This is a genomic window from Mesorhizobium shonense (assembly GCF_040545255.1).
GTDB lineage: Bacteria > Pseudomonadota > Alphaproteobacteria > Rhizobiales > Rhizobiaceae > Mesorhizobium > Mesorhizobium shonense.
This window is the reverse complement of record NZ_JBEPLM010000008.1, coordinates 154,817-176,202: the sequence shown is the minus strand read 5'-3', so window position 1 is coordinate 176,202 and position 21,386 is coordinate 154,817. Positions and strand designations below refer to the sequence as shown.

23 protein-coding genes are annotated in these 21,386 nt (G+C 61.9%); 11 read left to right on the top strand and 12 right to left on the bottom strand.

The features are described from left to right. Positions 1-5 precede the first annotated feature (5 nt). From ABID26_RS21260 to ABID26_RS21240, 5 genes are all read right to left on the bottom strand, one after another. Entirely contained in the window at positions 6-452 is a 447-nt protein-coding gene (locus ABID26_RS21260; protein ID WP_126099717.1) for a response regulator, read from the bottom strand. Beyond that, positions 449-2,425 carry a sensor histidine kinase gene (locus ABID26_RS21255; protein ID WP_292344037.1) on the bottom strand — a complete coding sequence of 659 codons (1,977 nt, stop codon included), beginning with the start codon at positions 2,423-2,425 and terminating at the stop codon, positions 449-451. The genes ABID26_RS21260 and ABID26_RS21255 overlap by 4 nt, the downstream gene beginning before the upstream one ends. Beyond that, complete coding sequence (locus ABID26_RS21250) at positions 2,422-3,348, bottom strand: porin PorA family protein (protein WP_126099715.1); 927 nt, start codon at positions 3,346-3,348, stop codon at positions 2,422-2,424. The genes ABID26_RS21255 and ABID26_RS21250 overlap by 4 nt, the downstream gene beginning before the upstream one ends. Positions 3,349-3,611: 263 nt before the next feature. Continuing rightward, a complete protein-coding gene (locus ABID26_RS21245; RefSeq protein WP_292344039.1) occupies positions 3,612-4,226 on the bottom strand; it encodes an ATP-dependent DNA ligase in 615 nt (204 codons plus the stop codon). Positions 4,227-4,721: 495 nt separating this feature from the next. Then, positions 4,722-5,879 carry a helix-turn-helix domain-containing protein gene (locus ABID26_RS21240; RefSeq protein ID WP_292344041.1) on the bottom strand — a complete coding sequence of 386 codons (1,158 nt, stop codon included), beginning with the start codon at positions 5,877-5,879 and terminating at the stop codon, positions 4,722-4,724. Positions 5,880-6,083: 204 nt separating this feature from the next. On the opposite strand from ABID26_RS21240, the gene ABID26_RS21235 reads away from it, so the two are divergent. From ABID26_RS21235 to ABID26_RS21225, 3 genes are all read left to right on the top strand, one after another. Continuing rightward, positions 6,084-6,374, top strand: a complete 291-nt coding sequence (locus ABID26_RS21235) for a hypothetical protein (RefSeq protein WP_126099714.1) — start codon at positions 6,084-6,086, stop codon at positions 6,372-6,374. Between the two features lie 106 nt (positions 6,375-6,480). Next, positions 6,481-6,714 carry a hypothetical protein gene (locus tag ABID26_RS21230; RefSeq protein WP_292344043.1) on the top strand — a complete coding sequence of 78 codons (234 nt, stop codon included), beginning with the start codon at positions 6,481-6,483 and terminating at the stop codon, positions 6,712-6,714. Positions 6,715-6,841: 127 nt separating this feature from the next. Beyond that, on the top strand, positions 6,842-7,273 hold the full coding sequence (locus ABID26_RS21225) for a cupin domain-containing protein (RefSeq protein ID WP_292344045.1): 432 nt from the start codon (positions 6,842-6,844) through the stop codon (positions 7,271-7,273). Between the two features lie 64 nt (positions 7,274-7,337). Here ABID26_RS21225 and ABID26_RS21220 read toward each other — a convergent pair whose 3' ends face one another. Both ABID26_RS21220 and ABID26_RS21215 read right to left on the bottom strand, forming a co-directional pair. Further along, the gene (locus ABID26_RS21220; RefSeq protein WP_292344047.1) at positions 7,338-7,793 is read right to left on the bottom strand and encodes a carboxymuconolactone decarboxylase family protein; all 456 of its coding nucleotides are present in this window, start codon (positions 7,791-7,793) and stop codon (positions 7,338-7,340) included. A 108-nt stretch (positions 7,794-7,901) separates the two neighbouring features. Beyond that, entirely contained in the window at positions 7,902-8,357 is a 456-nt protein-coding gene (locus ABID26_RS21215) for an SRPBCC family protein (protein WP_435528596.1), read from the bottom strand. A 238-nt stretch (positions 8,358-8,595) separates the two neighbouring features. Between ABID26_RS21215 and ABID26_RS21210 the strand changes: the two genes are divergently transcribed. The 3 genes from ABID26_RS21210 to ABID26_RS21200 all read left to right on the top strand — a co-directional run bounded on the left by ABID26_RS21210 (position 8,596) and on the right by ABID26_RS21200 (position 10,458). Continuing rightward, on the top strand, positions 8,596-9,393 hold the full coding sequence (locus tag ABID26_RS21210) for a copper homeostasis protein CutC (protein ID WP_354416314.1): 798 nt from the start codon (positions 8,596-8,598) through the stop codon (positions 9,391-9,393). Further along, positions 9,393-9,902, top strand: coding sequence for a GNAT family N-acetyltransferase (locus ABID26_RS21205; RefSeq protein ID WP_245459932.1), 510 nt, complete (start codon positions 9,393-9,395; stop codon positions 9,900-9,902). Before ABID26_RS21210 ends, ABID26_RS21205 begins: the two co-directional genes overlap by 1 nt. 70 nt (positions 9,903-9,972) lie before the next feature. Further along, complete coding sequence (locus tag ABID26_RS21200; protein ID WP_126099710.1) at positions 9,973-10,458, top strand: SRPBCC family protein; 486 nt, start codon at positions 9,973-9,975, stop codon at positions 10,456-10,458. 3 nt (positions 10,459-10,461) lie between these two features. Here ABID26_RS21200 and ABID26_RS21195 read toward each other — a convergent pair whose 3' ends face one another. The 4 genes from ABID26_RS21195 to ABID26_RS21180 form a co-directional block, all read right to left on the bottom strand. Further along, positions 10,462-11,484, bottom strand: a complete 1,023-nt coding sequence (locus tag ABID26_RS21195; RefSeq protein ID WP_292344049.1) for an acyltransferase family protein — start codon at positions 11,482-11,484, stop codon at positions 10,462-10,464. Between the two features lie 202 nt (positions 11,485-11,686). Beyond that, complete coding sequence (locus ABID26_RS21190) at positions 11,687-12,484, bottom strand: FAD binding domain-containing protein (protein ID WP_292344051.1); 798 nt, start codon at positions 12,482-12,484, stop codon at positions 11,687-11,689. 114 nt (positions 12,485-12,598) lie between these two features. Further along, positions 12,599-14,947: a xanthine dehydrogenase family protein molybdopterin-binding subunit gene (locus tag ABID26_RS21185; RefSeq protein ID WP_292344053.1), complete on the bottom strand. Its 2,349-nt coding sequence runs from the start codon at positions 14,945-14,947 to the stop codon at positions 12,599-12,601. A 107-nt stretch (positions 14,948-15,054) separates the two neighbouring features. Then, positions 15,055-15,555 (bottom strand): (2Fe-2S)-binding protein, encoded by a 501-nt coding sequence (locus tag ABID26_RS21180; RefSeq protein WP_292301071.1) that lies wholly within the window; start codon positions 15,553-15,555, stop codon positions 15,055-15,057. A 261-nt stretch (positions 15,556-15,816) separates the two neighbouring features. Between ABID26_RS21180 and ABID26_RS21175 the strand changes: the two genes are divergently transcribed. Together ABID26_RS21175 and ABID26_RS21170 are read left to right on the top strand one after the other, a co-directional pair. Continuing rightward, positions 15,817-17,004, top strand: coding sequence for an FIST N-terminal domain-containing protein (locus ABID26_RS21175; RefSeq protein ID WP_292301099.1), 1,188 nt, complete (start codon positions 15,817-15,819; stop codon positions 17,002-17,004). Between the two features lie 6 nt (positions 17,005-17,010). Further along, positions 17,011-18,348: an ATP-binding response regulator gene (locus ABID26_RS21170; protein ID WP_292301069.1), complete on the top strand. Its 1,338-nt coding sequence runs from the start codon at positions 17,011-17,013 to the stop codon at positions 18,346-18,348. Between the two features lie 178 nt (positions 18,349-18,526). Here the strand turns inward: ABID26_RS21170 and ABID26_RS21165 are convergent, their stop codons facing one another. After that, complete coding sequence (locus ABID26_RS21165) at positions 18,527-19,210, bottom strand: response regulator (RefSeq protein ID WP_126099704.1); 684 nt, start codon at positions 19,208-19,210, stop codon at positions 18,527-18,529. A gap of 327 nt (positions 19,211-19,537) precedes the next feature. On the opposite strand from ABID26_RS21165, the gene ABID26_RS21160 reads away from it, so the two are divergent. Genes ABID26_RS21160 through ABID26_RS21150 form a run of 3 tightly spaced genes read left to right on the top strand, consistent with a single transcriptional unit; the run spans position 19,538 to position 21,359 of the window. Continuing rightward, complete coding sequence (locus tag ABID26_RS21160; protein WP_292344055.1) at positions 19,538-20,236, top strand: fumarylacetoacetate hydrolase family protein; 699 nt, start codon at positions 19,538-19,540, stop codon at positions 20,234-20,236. Between the two features lie 3 nt (positions 20,237-20,239). Beyond that, complete coding sequence (gene maiA, locus ABID26_RS21155) at positions 20,240-20,890, top strand: maleylacetoacetate isomerase (RefSeq protein ID WP_292344057.1); 651 nt, start codon at positions 20,240-20,242, stop codon at positions 20,888-20,890. Next, on the top strand, positions 20,880-21,359 hold the full coding sequence (locus tag ABID26_RS21150; RefSeq protein ID WP_292344059.1) for a DUF4262 domain-containing protein: 480 nt from the start codon (positions 20,880-20,882) through the stop codon (positions 21,357-21,359). The genes maiA and ABID26_RS21150 overlap by 11 nt, the downstream gene beginning before the upstream one ends. Positions 21,360-21,386: the final 27 nt, after the last annotated feature.

The window sequence follows — 21,386 nt, the reverse complement described above, 5'->3', positions numbered from 1 at the left end:
TCGCATTACTCCGGCGGTAGCTTCACAATCGAGAGCCAGAAGTTCTCGATCCCCCGTACTACGCGTACAAATTCATCCAGGTCGACGGGCTTGGTGATGTAACAGTTGGCATGCAGGTTATAGCTGGTCAGGATATCTTTCTCGGCCTGCGAAGTGGTCAGCACCGCAACCGGGATACGTCGCAAGTTTTCGTCCGCCTTGATTTCGGCGAGAACCTGACGGCCGTCCATTCGGGGCAGATTGAGATCGAGCAGGATCAGGTCAGGACGCGGTGCGTTGGCGTAGCGCCCTTCCCGCCGCAGCAACGACATGGCCTCGACTCCGTCCTGCACGACGTTGAGTTCATTGCGCACCTTTGCGTCTCGCAACGCCTCGATCGTGAGCCTAGCGTCACCGGGATTGTCTTCGACGAGGAGGATGTTGATGGCGCGTTCAGTCGAGCTGATGTTCATACCGTATCCATTTGAGGTGTCGAAGATGTTGGAGCCACCTTCCGTGCTTGGCTGGTGTCCTCTATATCCCGGCAGGGAAGCGTGAAGAAGAAAGTCGAGCCATGGTTGACCTCAGACTCGACCCAAATTCGACCGCCGTGGCGTTCGACGACTTTCTTGCAAATGGCAAGACCGATGCCGGTCCCCGGATATTCGGCCCGTGTGTGCAAGCGCTTGAAAACGGTAAAAAGCGGCTCGATGTACTTGGCATCGATCCCGATGCCATTGTCCGCGATCGAAAATAGCCATTCCCGGCCGTCTAGTCGAACCGCGATCTCAATTTCCGGGGCGCGCTCGCCACGGAACTTGATGGCGTTGCCGATCAGGTTTTGGAACAGTTGAACCAACTGGAATCGATCGGCATCGATTTTCGGCAGCTCGGACTTTCGGATGATTGCGCCGCTCTCGATCAGCGCCGCTTTGAGGTTCGTCAAGGCGCGCTCGACCACCAGGTTGCAATCGATCGCCTCGAACGCGCTGCCCTGCGTGCTGACACGTGAGTAGACCAGCAGGTCGTTGATCAATGCCTGCATCCGCGCAGCGCCATCCACAGCGAAATGGATGAACTCGTCGGCATCGGCATCCAACCTTCCCTTGTAACGTCTGCCAAGCAGTTGGGTATAACTTGCCACCATTCGCAGCGGCTCCTGCAAGTCATGCGAGGCGACATAGGCGAAGCGCTCCAGCTCGATGTTTGACCGGGCCAACTCACTTGCCCTCAGGTCGAGCTCGCGTGTCTTTTCCGCGACGCGCTGCTCCAGGGTGGCAGCATGCGCTTGCAGCTCGGATTCCCGGCTTTTGAGCGCGGTCGTCATTCGATTGAAGGCACGCGCCAAACGGCCAAGCTCGTCGCTCGAGGACTCGGGCAGCACCACATCCCGTTCACCCGCCTCGACGCGTCTGGCGCCTGCCTCGATGCGCCGAATAGGGTTGGTGATGGTTCGCGATAACAATCCCGACGCTGCCGATGCGACCAGCAAAAGCAGGCCACCAGCGATCGCAAGGCTCTGGCCGAGTTGATAAACAGGGGCAAAGGCTTCGGCCTTGTCGAGTTTTGTGATGAGACACAAACCAAACTTCGGCATCCAGCGATAAACGGTGATCGCCGGAACGCCGCGGTAGTCATTCGACAGATCCAGCCCATCATTGTGGTCAAGGCAGAGCCGGGCCGCCACGCTTCGGTCCGAGGTAAGGCTGCTCGCGTCGGCGTCGGTCAGCAGGCGCGGTCTGTTGACAAACTGCTTATGCGTGTCGATCAAGTATGCTTCGTCGGTCGCGCGCAGCCCCGCTCGTCGATCGACGGCACTAGCCAAACTCTCTGTTCCGAGACGGGCGACCAGAACGGCAACAAGTGCACCGTTGCGGGCACGAAGCGGCGTGGACAAGAACGGCGACAACAGGGGGAGGTTCCTTGAACGGTCCGGCACCAGGTACAGGCCAGTGCGGATCTTGCCGTTGGTGAAATAAGGCTCGCCCGCGCCCTGTCGGTCACGATCGATGGGATCCGTCGCCGTCAGGACTCGGCCCGACTTCGGTTCCATCACGAAAAGGGCGACAAAGTCCTCGCCCCCTCCGGTGCGCGCCGCAAGATCGTCGCGGAAGTCAGCCCAATCGTCGGGCGTCGCATCCGCGGGAAGATCGGCAAGCTTGGTGAAGTCGTCGACAATGTGAGGCGATTCGCTGAGCCCGCGCAGCTCGCTCAGCTGCGCGTCGAGCCATGACCCGATCGCGGCCTGTTTTTCCAAAGCTCGCGATTGGACCTCGGCAACAACGCTGCTCTCAAGCGCCGCCCTGCCCTGGTTGAAGGCCAGCCATCCGGTCGCGCCGAGAAGAATTGCAGCGAAGAGCGCAAAAAGCAGGCTAAGCTTTTGTGAGATCCCGAGCCGCAAGATCGGCAAGGCCTCTTGCGGATCTACATGCGGTCGCATGCTCATTCCGCACTCGGCGGCGCGGCGCGGCGAAGCCACAGCAAACCGATCCCCAACCAAACGAGTGCCAGAGCTAGGAGGGCAGCGGGCAGCCAGATTTTCGCCGCCAATATACGCAGTCGGATCGAAGTCGCCGCGCTGAACAGGTCGGCCTTGGACTGCGCGGAATACCTAGCCTGCCAGACACTAAAGTCTCCCATCGACTTCCCCGTGGCCGGATCGACGAAAAAGCTGTGGCCATTATCCGTCATATCGACGAGGGTACCTGAGACGGGCTCAACCCACAGAAAGCCTTCGCCGTCTGTCCCGACCCCGAAGCGCTCGGGTACGTCGGGAAGATAATCATAGGTCTTCGTCTCGTCGAGGCCCGCAATCGTGAAGCGGTATACTGCGAGCGCCAGACCATCGACCATCTCATTGCGATCGAAAGCCAGGTGTCGTGGACCGCCATAGTAAGGATCCCAGACCTCGTCAGCGACACCCCTCAACTGCGGCGGGAACATGAATTGCCCGCTGCGGCTAAGGTCGCCGTAACCCGCCACATTCTGGCGGGTCTTGCGATCAACGCCATAAAGGCCGGTGGTTTGATAGTTCACCTGACCGGTGTCAGTCGTCCAATCGATATGGCTCTGAACGATGGCAACGTCGCCGGTGGCGCTCAGCACTTGGTCGACACGACGGCCCTGCTGGTGGAACGCGGAGAAGGTCGTATCCGGCGTCTGCCGAAAGCGGCTGTCCGATTCGAGTATGACGCTACCGGTATAGTCTGCCGGCAGCCTCTCCAAGGCTGGTCCAAGGCTCAATCGAACAATCGCTGCGGCAACGATCAAGAACGCTGGTGGCGCAAAGACCCGCAGGAAAGGTATCGAGCGCCGCACCTGCGGCGGAGCGTTCACCATTGCCGATGGATGCGGGGCATCAGCTCCCATCGTTGCTCCTCGGCTCGACAACGGCAATCGCGTTTCGGCACGGATCGCCCCTATGCCGACCAATATTCCATGCGTGCGTTCAGTCTATCTGCGAGCGGTACTACGATATCTGCTTCCCACTAGGTGATCAAGATCAAGGATCTATTGCCCCTTGCGGATTCTCTTGTCTTATCTGCAGCATAGCTAATATTGTGCTACGATTTCGCCTTGAGCTGGTTGGGCGCTCGGGCGGGATCACACACCTGGCAATTCGAAATCGGTGGCTAATATCTGGCTTTCAGCCATGTTTTCGACGGTCCGCTCCTGTAGGGGCTATCGGCCCGTTTCGAAATGACGCCATCAAGCCCGGTTTTCTCCATAGCGCGAAGGATCGCCAGCGCGTCGCCCTCAAAATGCTCGCTGTATTGGATCTTGCCGGCGCCAGGCTCAACCAATTGACGCAGCGCTTGCTTGCGCTGCAGCAAGGGCCAGGGGGCAAGATTGCGACCGTCGAGATGGAGGATGTCGAACGCGACGAACACCAGCCGGCTCGGCTCGTTCCAGATCGCAGCTTCCAGCACAGGGGAATCGGGCGTACCCTGCTCGCCTGACACAATCACCTCGCCGTCGAGAATGGCGGCCCGGCATGGCAGTTCGACTGCCAGGGCGATGGGCCAGTATTTTGCCGTCCAGTCCCGGCCGTTCTTGCTGTATAGATGTACGCCGCCCCTATCGATGATGATCTGCGTCCGGTAGCCGTCGAGCTCGGCCTCGTGAACCCACCCCTCATCTTCGGGCGGCTGCTCGACAAGCGTTGGCAGCTGCGGCGGAATGAACTCGAGCCGTCCGCCGTCGACCTTGGCACGCTTACTCAATGACGCCACCACTTTGACGGACAAGGGTGGCGCGATCGGCACAGGCGGACCGATATTCCCCCCAACTTGGAAACCTGCCGCCTGTGCCGAGCCCCCGCTAAGCCATTCCGCAACGGAATGAACTCGAGCCGGCCGCCCCCGGCCTTGCACGCTTACTCAACTACGCCACCATCTTTGACGGATAGCGGTGGCGTGATCGGCACAGGCGTCCCGATGTTCCCCCCAACTTGGAAACCTGCCGCCTGTGCCGAGCCCCCGCTAAGCCATCACGAACATCTACGAATAAGGTCGGATTGTCGTTATCTTCGCATCCAAATACTTATCCTGGTGTACATATCTCGCGTATCGCACGGCATCACTTTGTGCCGCCTCCGAGGGCTCATGCTAATTTGGATTGCCGACAGCCCCCGAAGTCCCCTCGCCCAATTGCGGCATTGCTGCCTGGCAGCCAAGAGCATTCCAGGTGGCATTCTAATGAATGCGGGAGTGTCGCCGATCTCAACCGCCGGCGATGCCTGCTCAGCTTCCGAGCGTCTTGAGCCAGTCTTCAAAGGAAGCAGCCTTCTCGCGCTCGCTGAGCGAGACAGAGTGGGCGGGGCGCGGCAATACCATCGTCTTGCGGGATTCGCGGGGGCTGTAACCGAATTCCTTGCTGAACGCTCGGCTGAAGTTTGCCGCTGAACTGAACCCGAAGGCTTCCGCAATTTCAACAATGCGTCGGCTGTCCGCCGGATCGCTAAGCGCAAGATGGGCTGCCAAAAGTCGGCGGCTTTGAATGTAATGGAGAACACCACCGCTCGGTTCGAACAACTGATAGAGGCGAGATCGCGAAACGCCGAGCGCCCGGCACATTGAATCCGGTGTCAGGCGAGCCGCGTCCAGATTGTTTTGGACGTATCGACGCGCTCGCTCCATTAGTGCGACACTCGCCAGTTGTTCGGCCGCCGCGGCATGTTCCGCCGGCGGCGCAAGGCAGGCAATAATCATGCTGCGTGTCGCGTGCACGATGCGGGGCAGATCTTCCGCCGTGAGATTGCGCAGTCTTGTTACGATGCTGTTGATGTAGTCGATCAAAAGGTTGGCGAAGTTGCCGGACAGAATTGAATTGTTGTTTGCGTCGAGGGTCCCCGCCGCATCGGCGAACAAATCACGCGGCAAATAGAGAAAGAGACTTTCGGATTCCGTTGTCCTTCCGCGAAACGGGTAGCCGAGAGATCTGATCTCCAATTTACCGGGCTGGCCCTCCGCGACGCGGCGATCGACCTCCGTCCATGACCGGCCAGTATGTGGCAATACGACATACCAATGATCGATCGAGCTGGACCTAAGCTTCGCCGCAGACCGCATATAACTGTGCGCCGGCGCGCGCTGTTCAACGATCAGCATGCCACCAAGATTCCAAGCCGTGTGGTCGGCGGGAAAGCCGTCGTCCAGCGATTTGTTATCCGGCAACTTGGCCTCGACAAGCGGTGCCACATGCGCTTGCCAAGCGGCAAATTGATCTTCTGGCGCCAGTTCGAGCGTTGAAAAGGACAACGGTTCTAGCGCCGGCGCGAGTGGTAGAGCGGCCTCCTTGTCAGGCTGAACGTCGCGTGGCCAACGGCGTCGCTCACGCTCCGGCGTTTGCCCAGCATGCGCCTCGTCTTGCCTCTTAGCGTCGATCGCGCGTGGTGCCATATCCGATTCCGGTATGCCCATGCCCTCGCAATCATGTGGTGTATCCCGGCATCTGGCAAGCCTGTCGGCCGCATCGGCGATCACGCTGGATTACAATAAGAAATGCATCCCGAGACAAGTTTCTGGATGCGACGATAACGACACTCTTCAGACCGGTGCGTATAGAATCCGGCATCGTGAAAGCGATGTTGAGGAGACCACGAAATGAACGAGAAGCTCAAAGGAGAAGCTCGCCGCAAGATAATCCTTGATGGATACGTTAATAACGAACCATTGAAAGACATTGCGGCAAAGCTCGGATGCTCACTGGCAAGCTTGAAAGTCAGCGCCAGCAAACTCGGTTGCACTAGAACTCCAAAGGAGGCGGCTGACTTTCGGCGCGGCTTTCGTATACCGGAAAACAAGCGGCAAGACTATTACCAGCTGATGACTTCAGGGCAATATAGATCTCGCGAATGCGCGCAGATTTTGGGACTATTGACAACGGAATCGTAGATACCGAGCGATCTTACTACAATTCCGTTGACCATATTATCGCTCAAAGTCTCAGTGACAAGGCCCGCCGCAACGCACGGGCGGCGGGCCTGAAAGGGTCGCTAAAATGCTGCGTCAGCGTTTCAATCGCACCTGTCTTAGTCCTCTCGATCTGGCTGTATGCGAACGCGTGTTCAATCAGGTCTGCGCAGAGGAACAGCTCGATCCTTTGGACCAGGCCGCCGAAATTCTGGCGGTGATGGTTGTGGCCATTTTTCGAAACGCTCACACCAGCGAGCGCGAACTGCTTGAGGCGGTCAAATCCCTCCGGCAAAAGGCCACGGGAACCGGCCAAAAGTGATCAGCGGCTCGAGGCGGCGCTGTTCGCCTGCTGGCCTGAAGACGGCTCGCGTTTCCAAAGACACCGCCGTTGCACTTGCGCGCGAATGCATGTCGCGCGATGGTCGCGCAATTTTCGGGGAGGATTCATGCGCAACATCCTGGCATCGGCGCTGCTGCTGGCGGCAGCGCTTTCTTCAAGCGCCGCCTTCGCTCTGGACAGTGCCGCCACGCCGGTAGTCGTGACGCCGCTTGCCTCCAAGACGACCACCGCGTCAGGCCAGCCGATCACGCTGCCGCAGAAGAACGTCGAGGTTCAGGTTTCGGCCTATCAGATCGCGCCCGGCGCAACGCTTCCGGTGCACAAGCACCCCTTCCCGCGCTATGCCTACGTCGAGGCAGGCACGCTCAAGGTAACCAATGTCGAGACCGGCAGCAGCAGCACCTACAAGACCGGCGATTTCATCGTCGAGATGATCGGGCAATGGCACCAGGCCACCAATATCGGCACCGATCCGGTGAAGCTCCTGGTGATCGACCAGATCGAACAAGGCGGCAAGAATACAATCTTGAAGCAGTAGCCGGCAGCGGGCTCGGCTGTCCGCGGTCGGGCGCCGCCCCAAGGCGGACGCCCGATCATCCATGTCAGCCCCAGGCGCCCACCGGCTGCCGGGTCGGCGCGTTCAGGCGGTTGAAGGCGTTGATCAGCGCGATCTGGATCACCAACGCGGCAAGCGCCTTCTCGTCATAGTGGCGAGCTGCCTCGTCCCAGACGTCGTCGGGCACGGCGTCCGAGCGGTCGGCCAATCGCGTCGCGGCCTCCGTCAACGCAAGCGCAGCCCGTTCGGCGCCGGTGAAGTAAGGCGTCTCCCGCCAGGCGGACACGGCAAAGATGCGCTCGTCCTTCTCGCCGGCCTTCTTCAGCTCGCGCGCATGCATGTCGACGCAGACGCTGCAGGCGTTGATTTGGCTGGCACGCAGATGGATGAGCTTGCGCGTCACGTAGGGCACCTCGGCGGCTTCGGTCGACTTGTCCAGCGCCAGCAACGCCTGCAGCGCGCCGGGAATGAGCATCACCGGGTTCTTCAATCTGGCTTCCATGACCTGTCTCCTTTGGTCGTGTTTTCACAGGCCCTAAATGCGCACTGCATCGGGGATTAGGCCTGGTTTGCTGTTGTCAGGGTTACGGCTAGCGCAATGCCGGGAATATCAGCCCTGCCCAGCCGCGACTTGTTCGAGCCGCTCCAGGATACGTGGCCAGCCGCTTCCCATGCCTTTGTAGCCAGGTTCGTCTTGCGGCCTGAAACCGGACTGCTCCATGCGCACCCGTGTGGACGGCCCCTCAGGCGTCAGCGACCAGGTAACAATGGTCTTCAAGCCGCTATCGGACTCGCTTCCGTCGCCCCAGCTGTAGGCGAGCAGATGCGGCGGCTCGACCTTCAGCACCACGCAGTTGACCACGCCTGACCAGCCGGGCATCGGCTTCGCGCGGAAAGTGAAGCGGTGACCTTCAACGGGTTCAAAATCGTTCTCCATCAGCCACTCGGCGACCAGATGCGGAGAGGTCAGAGCGCGCCACACCTTGTCGGCCGCGTGCGGAAGCAGCCGCTCGACAAGGATCGACTTGGTTTCGTTAGTCATCGGTCTTTCTGTGATGTCATTCACGGCATCCTCCTTGTCCGGTTCTCCAACAATGTCTCCTAGCGGAGACATGGCGCTGCTAGGCTGCTGCCTTAAGGAGCGGGTCTGACGAGGCCCATCTTCACCGCCCAGATCAATAACCTATCAGCTATGGATTTATCTATAACCATAGAGTTATTGATGTCAACCGGCTTTGCGCTGCTAGAAGTGGCAGCGCTCCATGGCTGGACCGATCGAAGCGGCTTTCGCGGCAGCCGACCCGATGCTAGGGCTGGTCACCCTATTGAAGCATGGATGGACACTTGTGATTGACGCCCGACAGCCGCTGATCGAAATCTGCGTCGAAGGCATCGATGGGCTGCTTGCCGCGCAGGCCGCCGGCGCCGACCGGGTCGAGCTTTGCGCCAGCCTGGTCGAAGGCGGCATCACGCCGAGCCTCGGCACGGTGCGCGTCGCGCTCGAACGCGCGACTATCCCGTTCCATGTCATCGTGCGTCCACGCGGCGGCGATTTTCTCTATAGCGAGGCGGAATACCGATCGATGCTCACCGATGTCGGGGCGCTCCGCGATCTCGGCGTGGCCGGCGGCGTCGTCGGTTGCCTGACCGCTGACGGCGCCATCGACGAGGCGCGCATGAGCGAGCTGGTGCGGGCGGCCGGCCCTCTCAACGTCACCTGCCACCGCGCCTTCGACATGACGCGCGATCCAACCGAGGCGCTCGAAGCGCTGATCCGCTGCAAGGTCGGCCGCGTGTTGACCAGCGGTCAGCGCGACACGGCGCTGGAAGGCGTTGACCTGCTGGCGCAGCTCGTTCGCCAGGCTGGCGAGCGTATCATCATCCTCGGTTGCGGCGGACTGGCGCCCGACAATATCGGCGAAGTCCTGCTGCGGACCGGACTGACCGAGATGCATTTCGCAGCGCTTGCCGACGTGCCGAGCGCCATGCGCTACCGCAACCCGCATGTCGGCATGGGCGGCGCCGATCTCGATCGCGAATACCGCAACACGGTGACCGACGAAACGCTGGTGGCGGCAACGATCGCGGCCGCGAGGGCTTGATGGTTGAGACGATGTCGAAGGATCGGCTGCCGATCGAACGCGTCTTGCCCGCCGACGAGCCCGCCATCCTCACCCTCAACAACCAGCATGCCGCCGAACTGTCCTGGCTCGAGCCTGAGCGGTTGTCGTTCCTGATCGGGCAGGCTTTCTACACGCGCCGCATCGGCGCGCTCGAAGCCTTCATCATGTGCTTCGATCAGGACGCCCGCTACGACAGCCCGAATTTTCTCTGGTTCCGCAAGCGTTATCCGCGCTTCGTCTATGTCGACCGGGTGGTGGTCGCGGCCGAGGCGCGTGGCCGTGGCCATGCCCGCCGGCTCTATGAGGATCTGTTCGGGCATGCCCGGCGCGCCGGCCACACGATCGTCACCTGCGAGGTCAATGCCGATCCGCCGAACCCAGCCTCGGACGCCTTCCACGCGGCGCTTGGCTTCGCAGAGGTCGGCGATGCCGTGATCCATGGCGGCAAGAAATCGGTGCGCTACTACGCCAAGCCCGTCGCCGGCTGAACCACAAACATCGCTGGCTCCGAAAACAAGCCAGAGCTAATGTAGCCGCTCGCTGGCTTGGGGCCTTGTCATGCCGAGCAATGTTTTTCGCTTTGACGAGAGCTGGGACATCCCGGAGGGGACACCGCAGGAAGTGTGGGATGTGCTGTCCGATGCCGAGTTGCTGCCGCGCTGGTGGGGCGACGCCTATAAGGAGGTCGAACCCCTCGACAAAAAGGGCAAGGGCGTCGTCGGTTCGAGGGCGAGAGCCAGGGCGCGAGGCGCCCTGCCCTATGAGCTGAATTTCATCATCGAGGCGGCCGAGCTCGAGCCGGGCCGTCTGGTGGTGGTGAAGACTTTCGGCGATTTCGACGGCCTATGGCGAGCGGAATTGTCGCCGTCCGGAACCGGAACGCGTGTGAAGCTCACCTGGCAGGTCATCGTGGAAAGGCCGATCCTCAAATTCCTGGCGCCACTGCTCAGGCCGGCCTTTGCCTGGAACCATCGCTGGACGACGCCGCGCGGCGAAGCCGGGCTTCGTCGCTATCTCGCCGCACAAAAGAACGGCAGGGCCTGAAACTCACCAATTGCGGTTGAGCCAGCCGCGGGCGGGTTTTTCGACGATGTAGTAGCTCGCCAGCGCGCAGGCGAAGACCGCGGCCAGCATCGGGATCGGTGTGACGTCCCGATCATAGACGAATTTGTAGAAGGGCTGCTGCCAGAGATAGAGCGAATAGGACCACAGCCCCAGCATCACCATCGGCCGCGACGACAGCAATCCGGTGAGATACCCGCCGGCGAAGTCGAGCATGTTGACGGCGAGCGCGAGCAACGGCACTCCCAGCAGATAGTGCACGGGCGTCGGCACCGGATCGAGGAACAGCAAGACCGCGCCCGCGGCCGCCGCCAGCGCCACATGCCGATTCCTGAAGAATGCCGGCAGCCGTCCGTCGGCCTTGAGCAGGCAGATCGCCGCCGAAAGCAGGATCGAGGCGATATGCACGTCGGTGCGCCAGTAGCTGGTCTCGTAGTCCATGCCGAAGGCCCAGTAGGAGATGGCGCCGTTGGCCATCGCCAGCAGCGACAGCGCCACAAGCAGCCGCACGACATTGGTGCGCCCCGACACCACCACGCTGATCAGCGCCAGGATGACATAAGAATGCTCCTCGATGGCGAGCGACCAGATATGGTCGAGCGCCCCGGCGCGGTTAATGAGAATGCCGGCATAATTGTAGGTGAAGGTCAGTGCCGTCAGCGCTGCCTTCCATTTGAAGGCGATGAAGGTACCTGAAAGGCCGACCATGCCGGCAATCACGAACACCAGCAGCGCCGGATAGATGCGCGAGAACCGGCGCTTGAAGAATTTCTTCAGCGGAAAGCGCTCGATGAACAGGATCTCGCCCATCAGCCGGCCGCTGAGCACAAAGAAAAACTCGACGCCGAGAACCCCAAGGTTGATTCCCGGAACCGGAAAGAAATGGCCGATCAGCACGAGCGCGATCGACAGGCCGCGCCAGCCGTCGAGATAGGCCAGCCTTGTCCGTGCCGCTCTGTCGGCTGCGGCTCGCGGCAGGACACCGGCCGTCGCGGAGATGTCGGTCATGCCCGTCCTTCGCAACTCGAGGCCCCGGCACGGAACAGCCGTGCTCGGAACCGCTTCGTTTCCCGCCGCATTTATTTTGCAGTGCGGGATAATCTTGTGCAAGTGCGAAGCCGCGAATTCTCAGGTAATTCCTGCCAAGTTATTGCGAATACGAAAGAAAAAGGGGCCCGATGGCCCCTTCCTGCAGCCAGATTGAGAGCGTTCAGGCGTTGGCCGCGGCCACCGCGCGCTTCGCCATAACCGCGATCAGATTGGCGCGGTAGTCGGCAGAGGCATGGATATCGCTCATCAGGCCCTTCGCCGGCACCTTGAGGCCGTCGAGCGCCGAGGCGTCGAATTTCTTCGCCAGCGCCGCCTCGATCTCCCTGGAGCGGAAGACACCGTCGTCGCCGGCGCCGGTCACCGCTGCCCTCACCCCATCCTTGCCCTTGGTCACGAACACCCCGACGATCGCGTAGCGCGAGGCCGGGTTGCGGAATTTTTCGTAGGCCGCCTTGGCAGGCGCGGTGAAGGTCACCGCCGTGATGATCTCGCCGTCCTTCAGCGCCGTTTCGAACAGCCCTTTGAAGAATTTTTCGGCGGCGATCTCACGCTTGTTGGTGACGATGGTCGCGCCCAGCGCCAGCAACGCCGCCGGATAGTCGGCGGCAGGATCGTTGTTGGCGATCGAGCCGCCTATCGTGCCCTTGTAGCGCACCGCCGGGTCGCCGATCAGCGAGGCCATATGCGCGAGCGCCGGACAGGCCTTCTTCAGCTTCTCGTCGGCGGAGACATCGTAATGCGTCGTCGCGGCACCTATCGTGACCGTCTTGCCGGACACCTTGACGCCCTGCAGCTCCTTCAGCCTCGATACGTCGACCAGGTCGGAAGGCGCCGCGAGCCGCGTCTTCATGGCGGGGATCAGCGTCATGCCGCCGGAGAGCAGCTTCGCGTCACCGCTCTTCAACAGCTTGGCGGCGTCGGCAACTGAGGCGGCGCGGTGGTAGTTGACGGAATACATGTCTTTTTCTCCCTTTGGGAGAAAGCGAGTAGGGTGTAGTGAGTAGCGAATAGAATTGCTCCACCTGCACTGCTCTCTGTCCCTATTCGCTACTCCCTATTCGCTATTCGCTTTTCAATGCTTCTTGGCGTGGATCGCCGACCACACGGTCGACGGCGACGCCGGCATGGCGATGTCGACGACGCCGAGCGCATCGGTGATAGCGTTGATCACCGCCGGCGGCGAGCCGATGGCGCCGGCCTCGCCGCAGCCTTTGACGCCGAGCGGATTGCCCGGACACGGCGTGTTCGAGGTCGACACCTTGAACGACGGCAGGTCGGCCGCGCGGGGCATCGTATAATCCATATAACTTGCCGTCAGCAGCTGGCCGCTGGCGTCATAATACGCGCCTTCGAGCAGCGCCTGGCCGACGCCTTGCGCGATGCCGCCATGCACCTGCCCCTCGACGATCATCGGATTGATGATATTGCCGAAGTCGTCGGCCGCGACGAACTGGATGATCTCCGTCAGGCCGGTTTCCGGATCGATCTCGACCTCGCAGATGTAGCAGCCGGCCGGGAAGGTGAAGTTGGACGGATCGTAGAAGGCCGTTTCCTTCAGGCCCGGCTCCATGCCGGCAGGCAGGTTGTGGGCGGTGTAGGAGGCAAGCGCCACCTGGAACCAGGGCAGGCTCTTGTCGGTGCCGGCGACCTTGACCTCGCCATTCTCGATGACGATGTCGCCCTCATCCGCTTCGAGCAGATGCGCCGCGATCTTCTTGGCCTTGGCTTCGACCTTGTCGAGCGCCTTGGCGACCGCCGACATGCCGACGGCGCCCGAGCGCGAGCCGTAAGTGCCCATGCCCATCTGCACCTTGTCGGTGTCGCCGTGGACGATCGAGACCGAATCGATCGGCACGCCGAAGCGCTGGGTCACCAATTGCGCGAAGGTCGTCTCGTGCCCCTGGCCATGGCTGTGCGAGCCGGTCAGCACCTCGATCGTGCCGACCGCGTTGACGCGCACCTCCGCCGATTCCCACAGTCCGACGCCGGCGCCGAGCGAACCCACCGCCGCCGACGGCGCGAGACCGCAAGCCTCGATGTAGCAGCTCATGCCGATGCCGCGCAGCTTGCCCTGCTTGGCGGCGTCCGCCTTGCGCTTGGTGAAGCCGGCATAGTCGGCGGCCTTCATCGCCGCGTCGAGCGAGGCGCCATAGTCGCCCGCATCATAGTTCATGATCACCGGCGTCTGGTGCGGGAACGATGTGATGAAGTTCTTGCGCCTGAGTTCCGCCGGCGACACGCCAAGCTCGCGCGCGGCGGTCTCCATCATGCGCTCGAGGACGTAGGTGGCTTCCGGCCGCCCTGCCCCGCGATAGGCATCGACGGGTGCCGTGTTGGTGTAGACGGTACGCACGTTGGCGTGGATGGCCGGGATGTTGTACTGGCCCGACAGCAGCGTGGCGTAGAGATAGGTCGGCACGCAGGACGAGAACAGCGACATGTAGGCGCCGAGATTGGCTATCGTGTCGACCTTGAGGCCAGTGATCCGGTTATCCTTGTCGAAAGCCATCTCCACGGTCGAGACATGGTCGCGGCCATGCGCGTCGGAAAGGAAGCTTTCGGTGCGGTCGGCGACCCATTTGACCGGGACACCGGTCTTCTTCGACGCCCAGAGACAGACGATCTCTTCCGGATAGATGTAGATCTTGGAGCCGAAGCCGCCGCCAACGTCCGGCGCGATCACCCGAAGCTTGTTTTCCGGCGCGACATTGTAGAAGGCGCTCAGCACCAGCCGAGCGACATGCGGGTTCTGCGAGGTCGTCCAGCAGGTGTAATGGTCCTCAGCCTTGTCGTAGTGGCCAAGGGCAGCGCGCGGCTCCATCGCATTCGGCACCAGCCGGTTGTTGACGATCTTCATGCGCGTGACATGCGCCGCCGACTTGATCGCGGCGTCGGTTGCCTTGCCGTCGCCCAGCTCCCAGTCGAAGATCAGGTTGTTCTCGGCTTCGGCATGGACCTGCGGCGCGCCCTTTTCGAGCGCCTTGGTCGCCTCGACCACCGCCTTCAGTTCCTTGTAGGTGATCTCGACCGCTTCCGCGGCGTCGCGCGCCTGACCCTTGGTGTCGGCGATGACGATGACGACAGCGTCGCCGACATAGCGCACCTTATCGACCGCGAGCGGCGACCAGGCGCCCATCTTCATCGGCGTGCCGTCCTTGGAATGGATCATCCAGCCGCAGATCAGGTTGCCGATGCCGTCGGCCTTGAGCTCCTTGCCGGTCAGCACGCCGACGACGCCGGGCATCGCCTGAGCTTTCTTGACGTCGATCTTCTTGATCTGTGCATGCGCGTGCGGGCTGCGCACGAACACGGCATGCTTCATGCCGGGCACCACCATGTCGTCGACATAGCGGCCGCCGCCGGTGATGAACCTCTTGTCTTCCTTGCGCGCCACGCGAGCGCCGACACCTTCGATACCCATAAGAATTCCTCCGGAATTAGGGGAGTAGGGCAGTAGGGGAGTAAGGAAGTAGGGAATTAAGCGCCAAGTGGCTTACTCCCTTACTCCCCTATTCCCTTACTCCCCTATCAAGCTGCCTGTTTAGCCTTGCCCTTCGATCCCTTCGCCATCGCTTGCGATGCGGCGAGGATCGCCTTGACGATGTTGTGGTAGCCGGTGCAGCGACAGATATTGCCGTCGAGTTCGGCGCGCACGGTGGCCTCGTCGAGGCCTTGCGGGTGGCGAGCGATCATGTCGGTCGCCGCCATGATCATGCCTGGCGTGCAGAAGCCGCATTGCAGCCCGTGATGCTCCTTGAAGGCCGCCTGCACCGGGTGCAGGTCGGCACCATTCGCCAGCCCCTCTATGGTGACGATGGTCGACCCAGAGGCCTGCACGGCGAGCATCGTGCAGGATTTCACGGCTCTGCCGTCGACATGCACGACGCAGGCGCCGCATTGCGAGGTGTCGCAGCCGACATGGGTACCCGTGAGGCCGAGATGTTCCCGTAGGAAATGCACGAGCAGCGTTCGGTCTTCGACGCTCCCGCTGACCCGTCTGCCATTCACCGTCAACGACACGTCCGACATGCAACCTCCCCTGGGTACTACCTTGGTTCATCGCGTTGCCGATGCCGTGCTTGTGCTTCGGCAGTGCGCTATTTTCGTACCGTACAACGGGCAAAACAGCGCTGCCAGCGCACCTTCCATTGTACTTTCGGTCATGGCAAAAGCGCTGTGCGGCGCAGCAACCGGCCCATTGCCAAAACCGGGATTGAAGGCAAAGATGCCTTCGACGCGCGCGTGCCTGGCACGCATAAAAAAGACACGCATAAAGACAGCGTCGGAGGAATTGGAGGAGAAGGCAAGCTGGCCAGTTCGAGCACGCGCTATGCATGCGGCCTCTCGGCGCTCACCACGGATGAGCCCGACCCAGATGCTTTTGCCAGGGCCATCGCGGCCGAAGCGGCAGCCGTCGATGCCGGCTTCGCGCTGCTCTTCTTCTCCCAAAGCCTCGTCGACGCGGCGGCACTTGCGCATGCGCTGAAGCTGCACGCGCCGTCGCTCGACTATGCCGGCTGCTCGACCGCAGGCGAGATCACGCCGCAAGGGCTCGAGGAAGGACATATCCTTGCCCTGCTTTTGCCGTCCGCCTCGTTCTCCGTCGTCAGCACTATGGTCGAGGACATCTCTTCCTCCGGCATGGACAGTATCACCGGCGAGGTCGCCGCGCTGAGGCGTCTGCTGCGCGGCCGCGTCGGCCAGGAGCGGGCCAAAAGCGTGTTCGCGCTCTGCTTCATCGATGGGCTCTCATATGCCGAGGAAGCGGTCACCTCGGCCATCCACTGGGGACTGGATGACATTCCACTGATCGGCGGGTCGGCGGGCGACGACCTGAAATTCGAAACGACAAGGCTGATCTCGAATGGCAAGGTCGCTTCCGACAGCGCCATCGTCGTGCTGGTCGCGACCGAGATCCCCTTCCATGTCTTCAAGACCGACAATTTCATCCCCACCGACGAGAAGCTGGTGGTGACGGCGTCCGATCCCAATCATCGAATCGTACGCGAATTCAACGCCACCAACGCTGCTGAGGAATACGCCGCCTCCGTCGGCATGGTGCCGCAGGCGCTGACACCCTTAAGCTTCGCGTCCCATCCTGTCGTGGTGAAGGTTGGCGGCGAATATTATTGCCGCTCGATCCAGCGCATGCATGCCGACGGCTCGCTGTCCTTCTACTGCGCCATTGACGACGGCGTCGTTCTGTCCATCGCTCAGCCCAAGAACATGGTCGAGGCTACGCGCGCTGCCCTGCTGGATGTCGAGCGCAAGCTCGGCGGTATCGACATGGTGCTCGGCTTTGACTGCGTGCTGCGCCGGCTCGACGCGCGCAACCGCCAGGTCTTCCGCGATATTTCCGAGCTCTATCGGACCAGCAACGTCATCGGTTTCGGCACTTATGGCGAGCAGTACCGCTCGATGCATCTCAATCAGACCTTCACCGGCATCGCCTTCGGTGAGCGTCGGGCGGCCGAGTGAACTGCCATGCCGCTTCGTGATATCGACGACCTCGAGAAGCTGAAGAAAATCAACGCCGCGCTCGTTAGCCGCGTCGAACGCTCGATGGACCAGCAGGTCAACGCTTTCTCTTTGTTCCAGACCGCGATCTCGCTGGAGAACCAGGTGCGCACACGCACCGAGGAGTTGCATACGACGCTGCGCCGGCTCGAGCGGTCGAACATCGAGCTCAGCGCGGCAAAGGAAAACGCCGAGCTAGCGAATCTTTCCAAGACCAGGTTCCTCGCCGCTGCCAGCCACGACGTGCTGCAGCCGCTCAACGCCGCGCATCTGTCGGTCTCGGCGCTGGCCGAAGTGCAAACCAGCGAGGAAGGAAAAAAGCTTGTCCGCCAGGTCGAGCGCTCGCTGGAGACGATGGAAGACTTGCTGCGCACCCTGCTGGACATCTCGAAGCTCGACGCCGGCGTGGTGCAGCCGGAGATCGTCGACGTCAGCCTGGAGACGCTGTTCTCCTCGCTGCGCTCGGATTTCCTGCCCGAGGCGCAGATGAAAGGCCTGTCGCTGAAATTCCGGCCGGTGAACGTGGTTGTGCGCTCCGACCGCACGCTGCTGCGCCGCATCCTGCAGAACATCCTCTCCAATGCGCTGCGCTACACCCGCTCAGGCGGCGTTCTGGTCGGCACCAGGCATCGCGGCGACACCATCCGCATCGACGTCGCCGATACCGGCTGCGGCATCCCCGACGACCAGCGCGAGGCGGTGTTCGAGGAGTTCCATCGCGGCACCTCGACCCTTGTCGATGCCGGGCTGGCCGGCGGATTGGGCCTTGGCCTCGCCATCGTGCGCCGCATGGCGGCCGCGCTCGGCCACCCCGTGACCTTTTCCTCGAAGGTCGCGCGCGGCACGATTTTTCACATCGACGTGCCGGTCGGCATGGCGGCGGCTGAACCGGCGGCGACCGCCACCGACCTGGACCGGCCGCGCGGCTACGGCCTGTTCGGCACCAGGGTGCTGCTGGTCGAAAACGATGTCGACGTGCTGAGCGCCATGACCTCGCTGCTCGAGCGCTGGCAATGCCTGGTGCGCGCCGCCACTTCGACCGACGATGCGCTCGACCTGCTCGGCGACACCGCCTGGGTGCCCGACATCATCATCGCCGACCAGCATCTCGACGGCGGCGATCTCGGCACGTCGACAATCGCCGAGGTACGCGACTATCTCGGCCGCCCGGTGCCCGCCTTGATCGTCACCGCCGACGGCTCCGAGCTCGTAGCTAAGGCCGCCCGCGCCGCCGGCATCGAGCTGATGCGCAAGCCGCTGAAGCCCGCGCAATTGCGCGCGCTGCTGGCGCATCTGCTGGCTTAAAGGCATGTCTCCCGAACGTGGGAACCGGTTTCGGGACAAAGACATGCGTAAAATCAAAAACCTAATGCATGTCGCCCAGAAGTGTGCCGCGGTTCTGGGGCAACGACATGCATCAAAACAAAGACTCAAAGCGCACGGAGTGAATCTGAAAGATCGCGACGCGCTTTAGGACTGTCCCTCAAAATCCCGCCTGGTCGCGAAACAGCTCCGCATTGTCCAGCTTCGACACCTCGATCACCGCTTGCGTGCGGCTGTAGACGTTGAGCTTGCGCAAAATCTCGGAGACGTGCGCCTTGACCGTGGTCTCGCCCACCTGCAGCTCATAGGCGATCTGCTTGTTGAGCATGCCCTGGCGCAGCATTTGCAGCACTCTCAGCTGTTGCGGCGTCAGCCTGGCCAGGCGCTGCACCATGTCGGCGCGGTCGGTGCTGTCGGCGTCCGGCGGCTGGCCCTCGTAGTTTTCCGGCACATAGACAGCGCCGTCCATAACCGAACGGATGGCGGCGGCGAGATCGCTCTTGCGCGCCGATTTCGGGATGAAGCCGGCGGCGCCGTAGGACAGCGCCTCGGAAATGATCTTCGGCTCCTCATACCCCGACACGATCACCACCGGCAGCCGCGGATAGCGGGTCCTGAGCTGCAGCAGTCCCTCGAAGCCATGCACGTCAGGCATGCTGAGATCGAGCAGCGCCAGATCGAACGGCTTTGCGTCGGCCAGAAGTTCGATCGCCTCGGCGATCGACCGCGCCTCGACCGTGTCGACATCCGGGTAGGCCATCTGCACGGCGCTGTGCAGCGCCTCGCGAAACAGCGGGTGGTCGTCGATGATCAGGAAGCGGGCGCGATCGCTGACGGCGGTCATTTTATAGGTTCGGACTTCGGTTCGGTTTTTTCAGGCACAGGATAGTCCCGTGACCATGGCCAGATTATTGCCAAATAGTACATCGCCGGAAGTCGCGGTGTCGGCAAAACGACAGGACCAATGGTTTCCGAGGCTTAGCGCATGACCCCGAAAATCGGAATCGATTTTTGCTTCGCTGACCTTCGGTTCGGAAAGGATCATGCGCCAAATCAAAGTGCTACAGCGTCCTTTGCGCATCCGAAAGGACGCGCGGCGCTGTAGTGCCTTGCTCGCTCGTCGAAATCGGCCGAATGTGCGGGCAGATTCATGCCAACGCAGAGAAAGCCCATGCCAGACTTCGTCCTTCCGCCGCCAGCGATCGCTTCGGTTGCCGTCGCCGGCTCGGCGGAGCGGTTTGCCGTGCGCCGCATCTTCTGCGTCGGCCGCAATTACGCGGCACACGCGCGCGAGCTCGGCAATGACGAGCGCGACCCGCCCTTCTTCTTCAGCAAGCCGGCCGACGCCGTGGTCGACAGCGGCGCCGAGATCCCCTACCCGCCTTTGACCTCAAATCTCCACCATGAGATCGAGTTGGTCGTCGCGATCGGCAAGGCCGGATTCCGTATTCCCCGCGCCGAGGCGCTTGCCCATGTCTGGGGCTATGGCGTCGGCGTCGACCTCACCCGCCGCGACCTGCAGGACCAGGCCAAGAAGGCGGCGCGGCCGTGGGACTGGTCGAAGGCATTCGACCGCTCCGCGCCCTGCGGTCCGCTGCTTGCGGTCGCAAAGTCAGGCCATCCCGAAAAGGGGCGCATCTGGCTCGCCGTCAACGGTGACGTAAAACAGGATGGCGATCTCGCCGAGCTGATCTGGCCGGTCGCCGATGTCGTCTCGATCTGCAGCGAGGCCGTAGGGCTTCAGCCGGGCGATCTGGTCTTCACCGGCACGCCGGCCGGCGTCGGCGCGGTTCAGGCGGGTGACAGAATCACCGGCGGCGTCGATGGTGTCGGCACCATTGAAATCACGATCGGCCAGCCGAGATCGTAAGCGATGAGCGACCTCGTCCTCCACAACTACTATCGCTCCTCCACCTCTTATCGGGTGCGGATCGCGCTGGAGATGAAGGGGCTGAGCTATACCTACGTGCCGCATCATCTGCGCCATGGCGAGCATCTCGAGCCCGCCTACCTCGCGGTCAACCCGCAAGGGCTGGTGCCGGCGCTGGTGCTGGACGACGGCACCCTTCTGACGCAATCGCTGGCAATCGTCGAATATCTCGACGAGATCGCGCCCGAGCCACCGCTGCTGCCCAAGGATCCGCTGGGCCGCGCGCACGTCAGGATGCTGGCGCAGATGATCGCCTGCGACATCCATCCAGTGAACAATCTGCGCGTGCTGACCTCGCTGCGCACTCTCTTCGGCGCCGGCGACGAGGATGTCGTCAACTGGTTCAGGCACTGGGTGAACGAAGGGTTTCAGCCGCTTGAGAAGATTCTGGCTTCGTCGCCTGAGACCGGCACATTCTGCCACGGCGATACGCCCGGACTGGCCGATATCTGTCTCGCCGCGCAGGTCACCAACAACGCCCGCTTCGGCGTCGACATGGCGCCCTATCCGGAAATCTCGCGCATCCACGCCGCCTGCATGGCGCTGCCGGCTTTTCAGAAGGCCGCGCCCCAGAACCAGATCGATGCCGAATAGAGAAGCCAAGGACGCGGAGGAAGCCAAGGCGCTCGCCGATATCGAAGCGTGTGGCTGCCACATCCTCTATGTGCTGGAGGACGACGAGCATCCGCCATTCGCTTACTCGGTAGGAATAGAGCACAATTTCAAAGTCCCTGAATTGGTTGTAATCGGGCTGAAGCCGGAGCTTTCGCTGACCATCATCAACGAGTATTGCCGACGCGTGCGCAGCGGCGAGAGGTTCAACGTCGGAGAGCGAGCGTCGGGTTTCCTGGGTGGTGGCTTCGACTGCCAGTTCGGCGCGGTCCACCCGGACCACTATCCCGAATATTTCGGTTGGGATATCTGGTTCTACGACGGCCGGGATTTCCGGCTTATGCAGCTGATATTTCCAACAACCTCCGGCATCTGGCCATGGGATGCCGAAGCCGACGAGTGGTTTCGCAAGCGGCAGCCACTTCTCGACCAACCTCCGTCGCCAAATTAGCTGACACGTTCTGAACCGAGAAACATG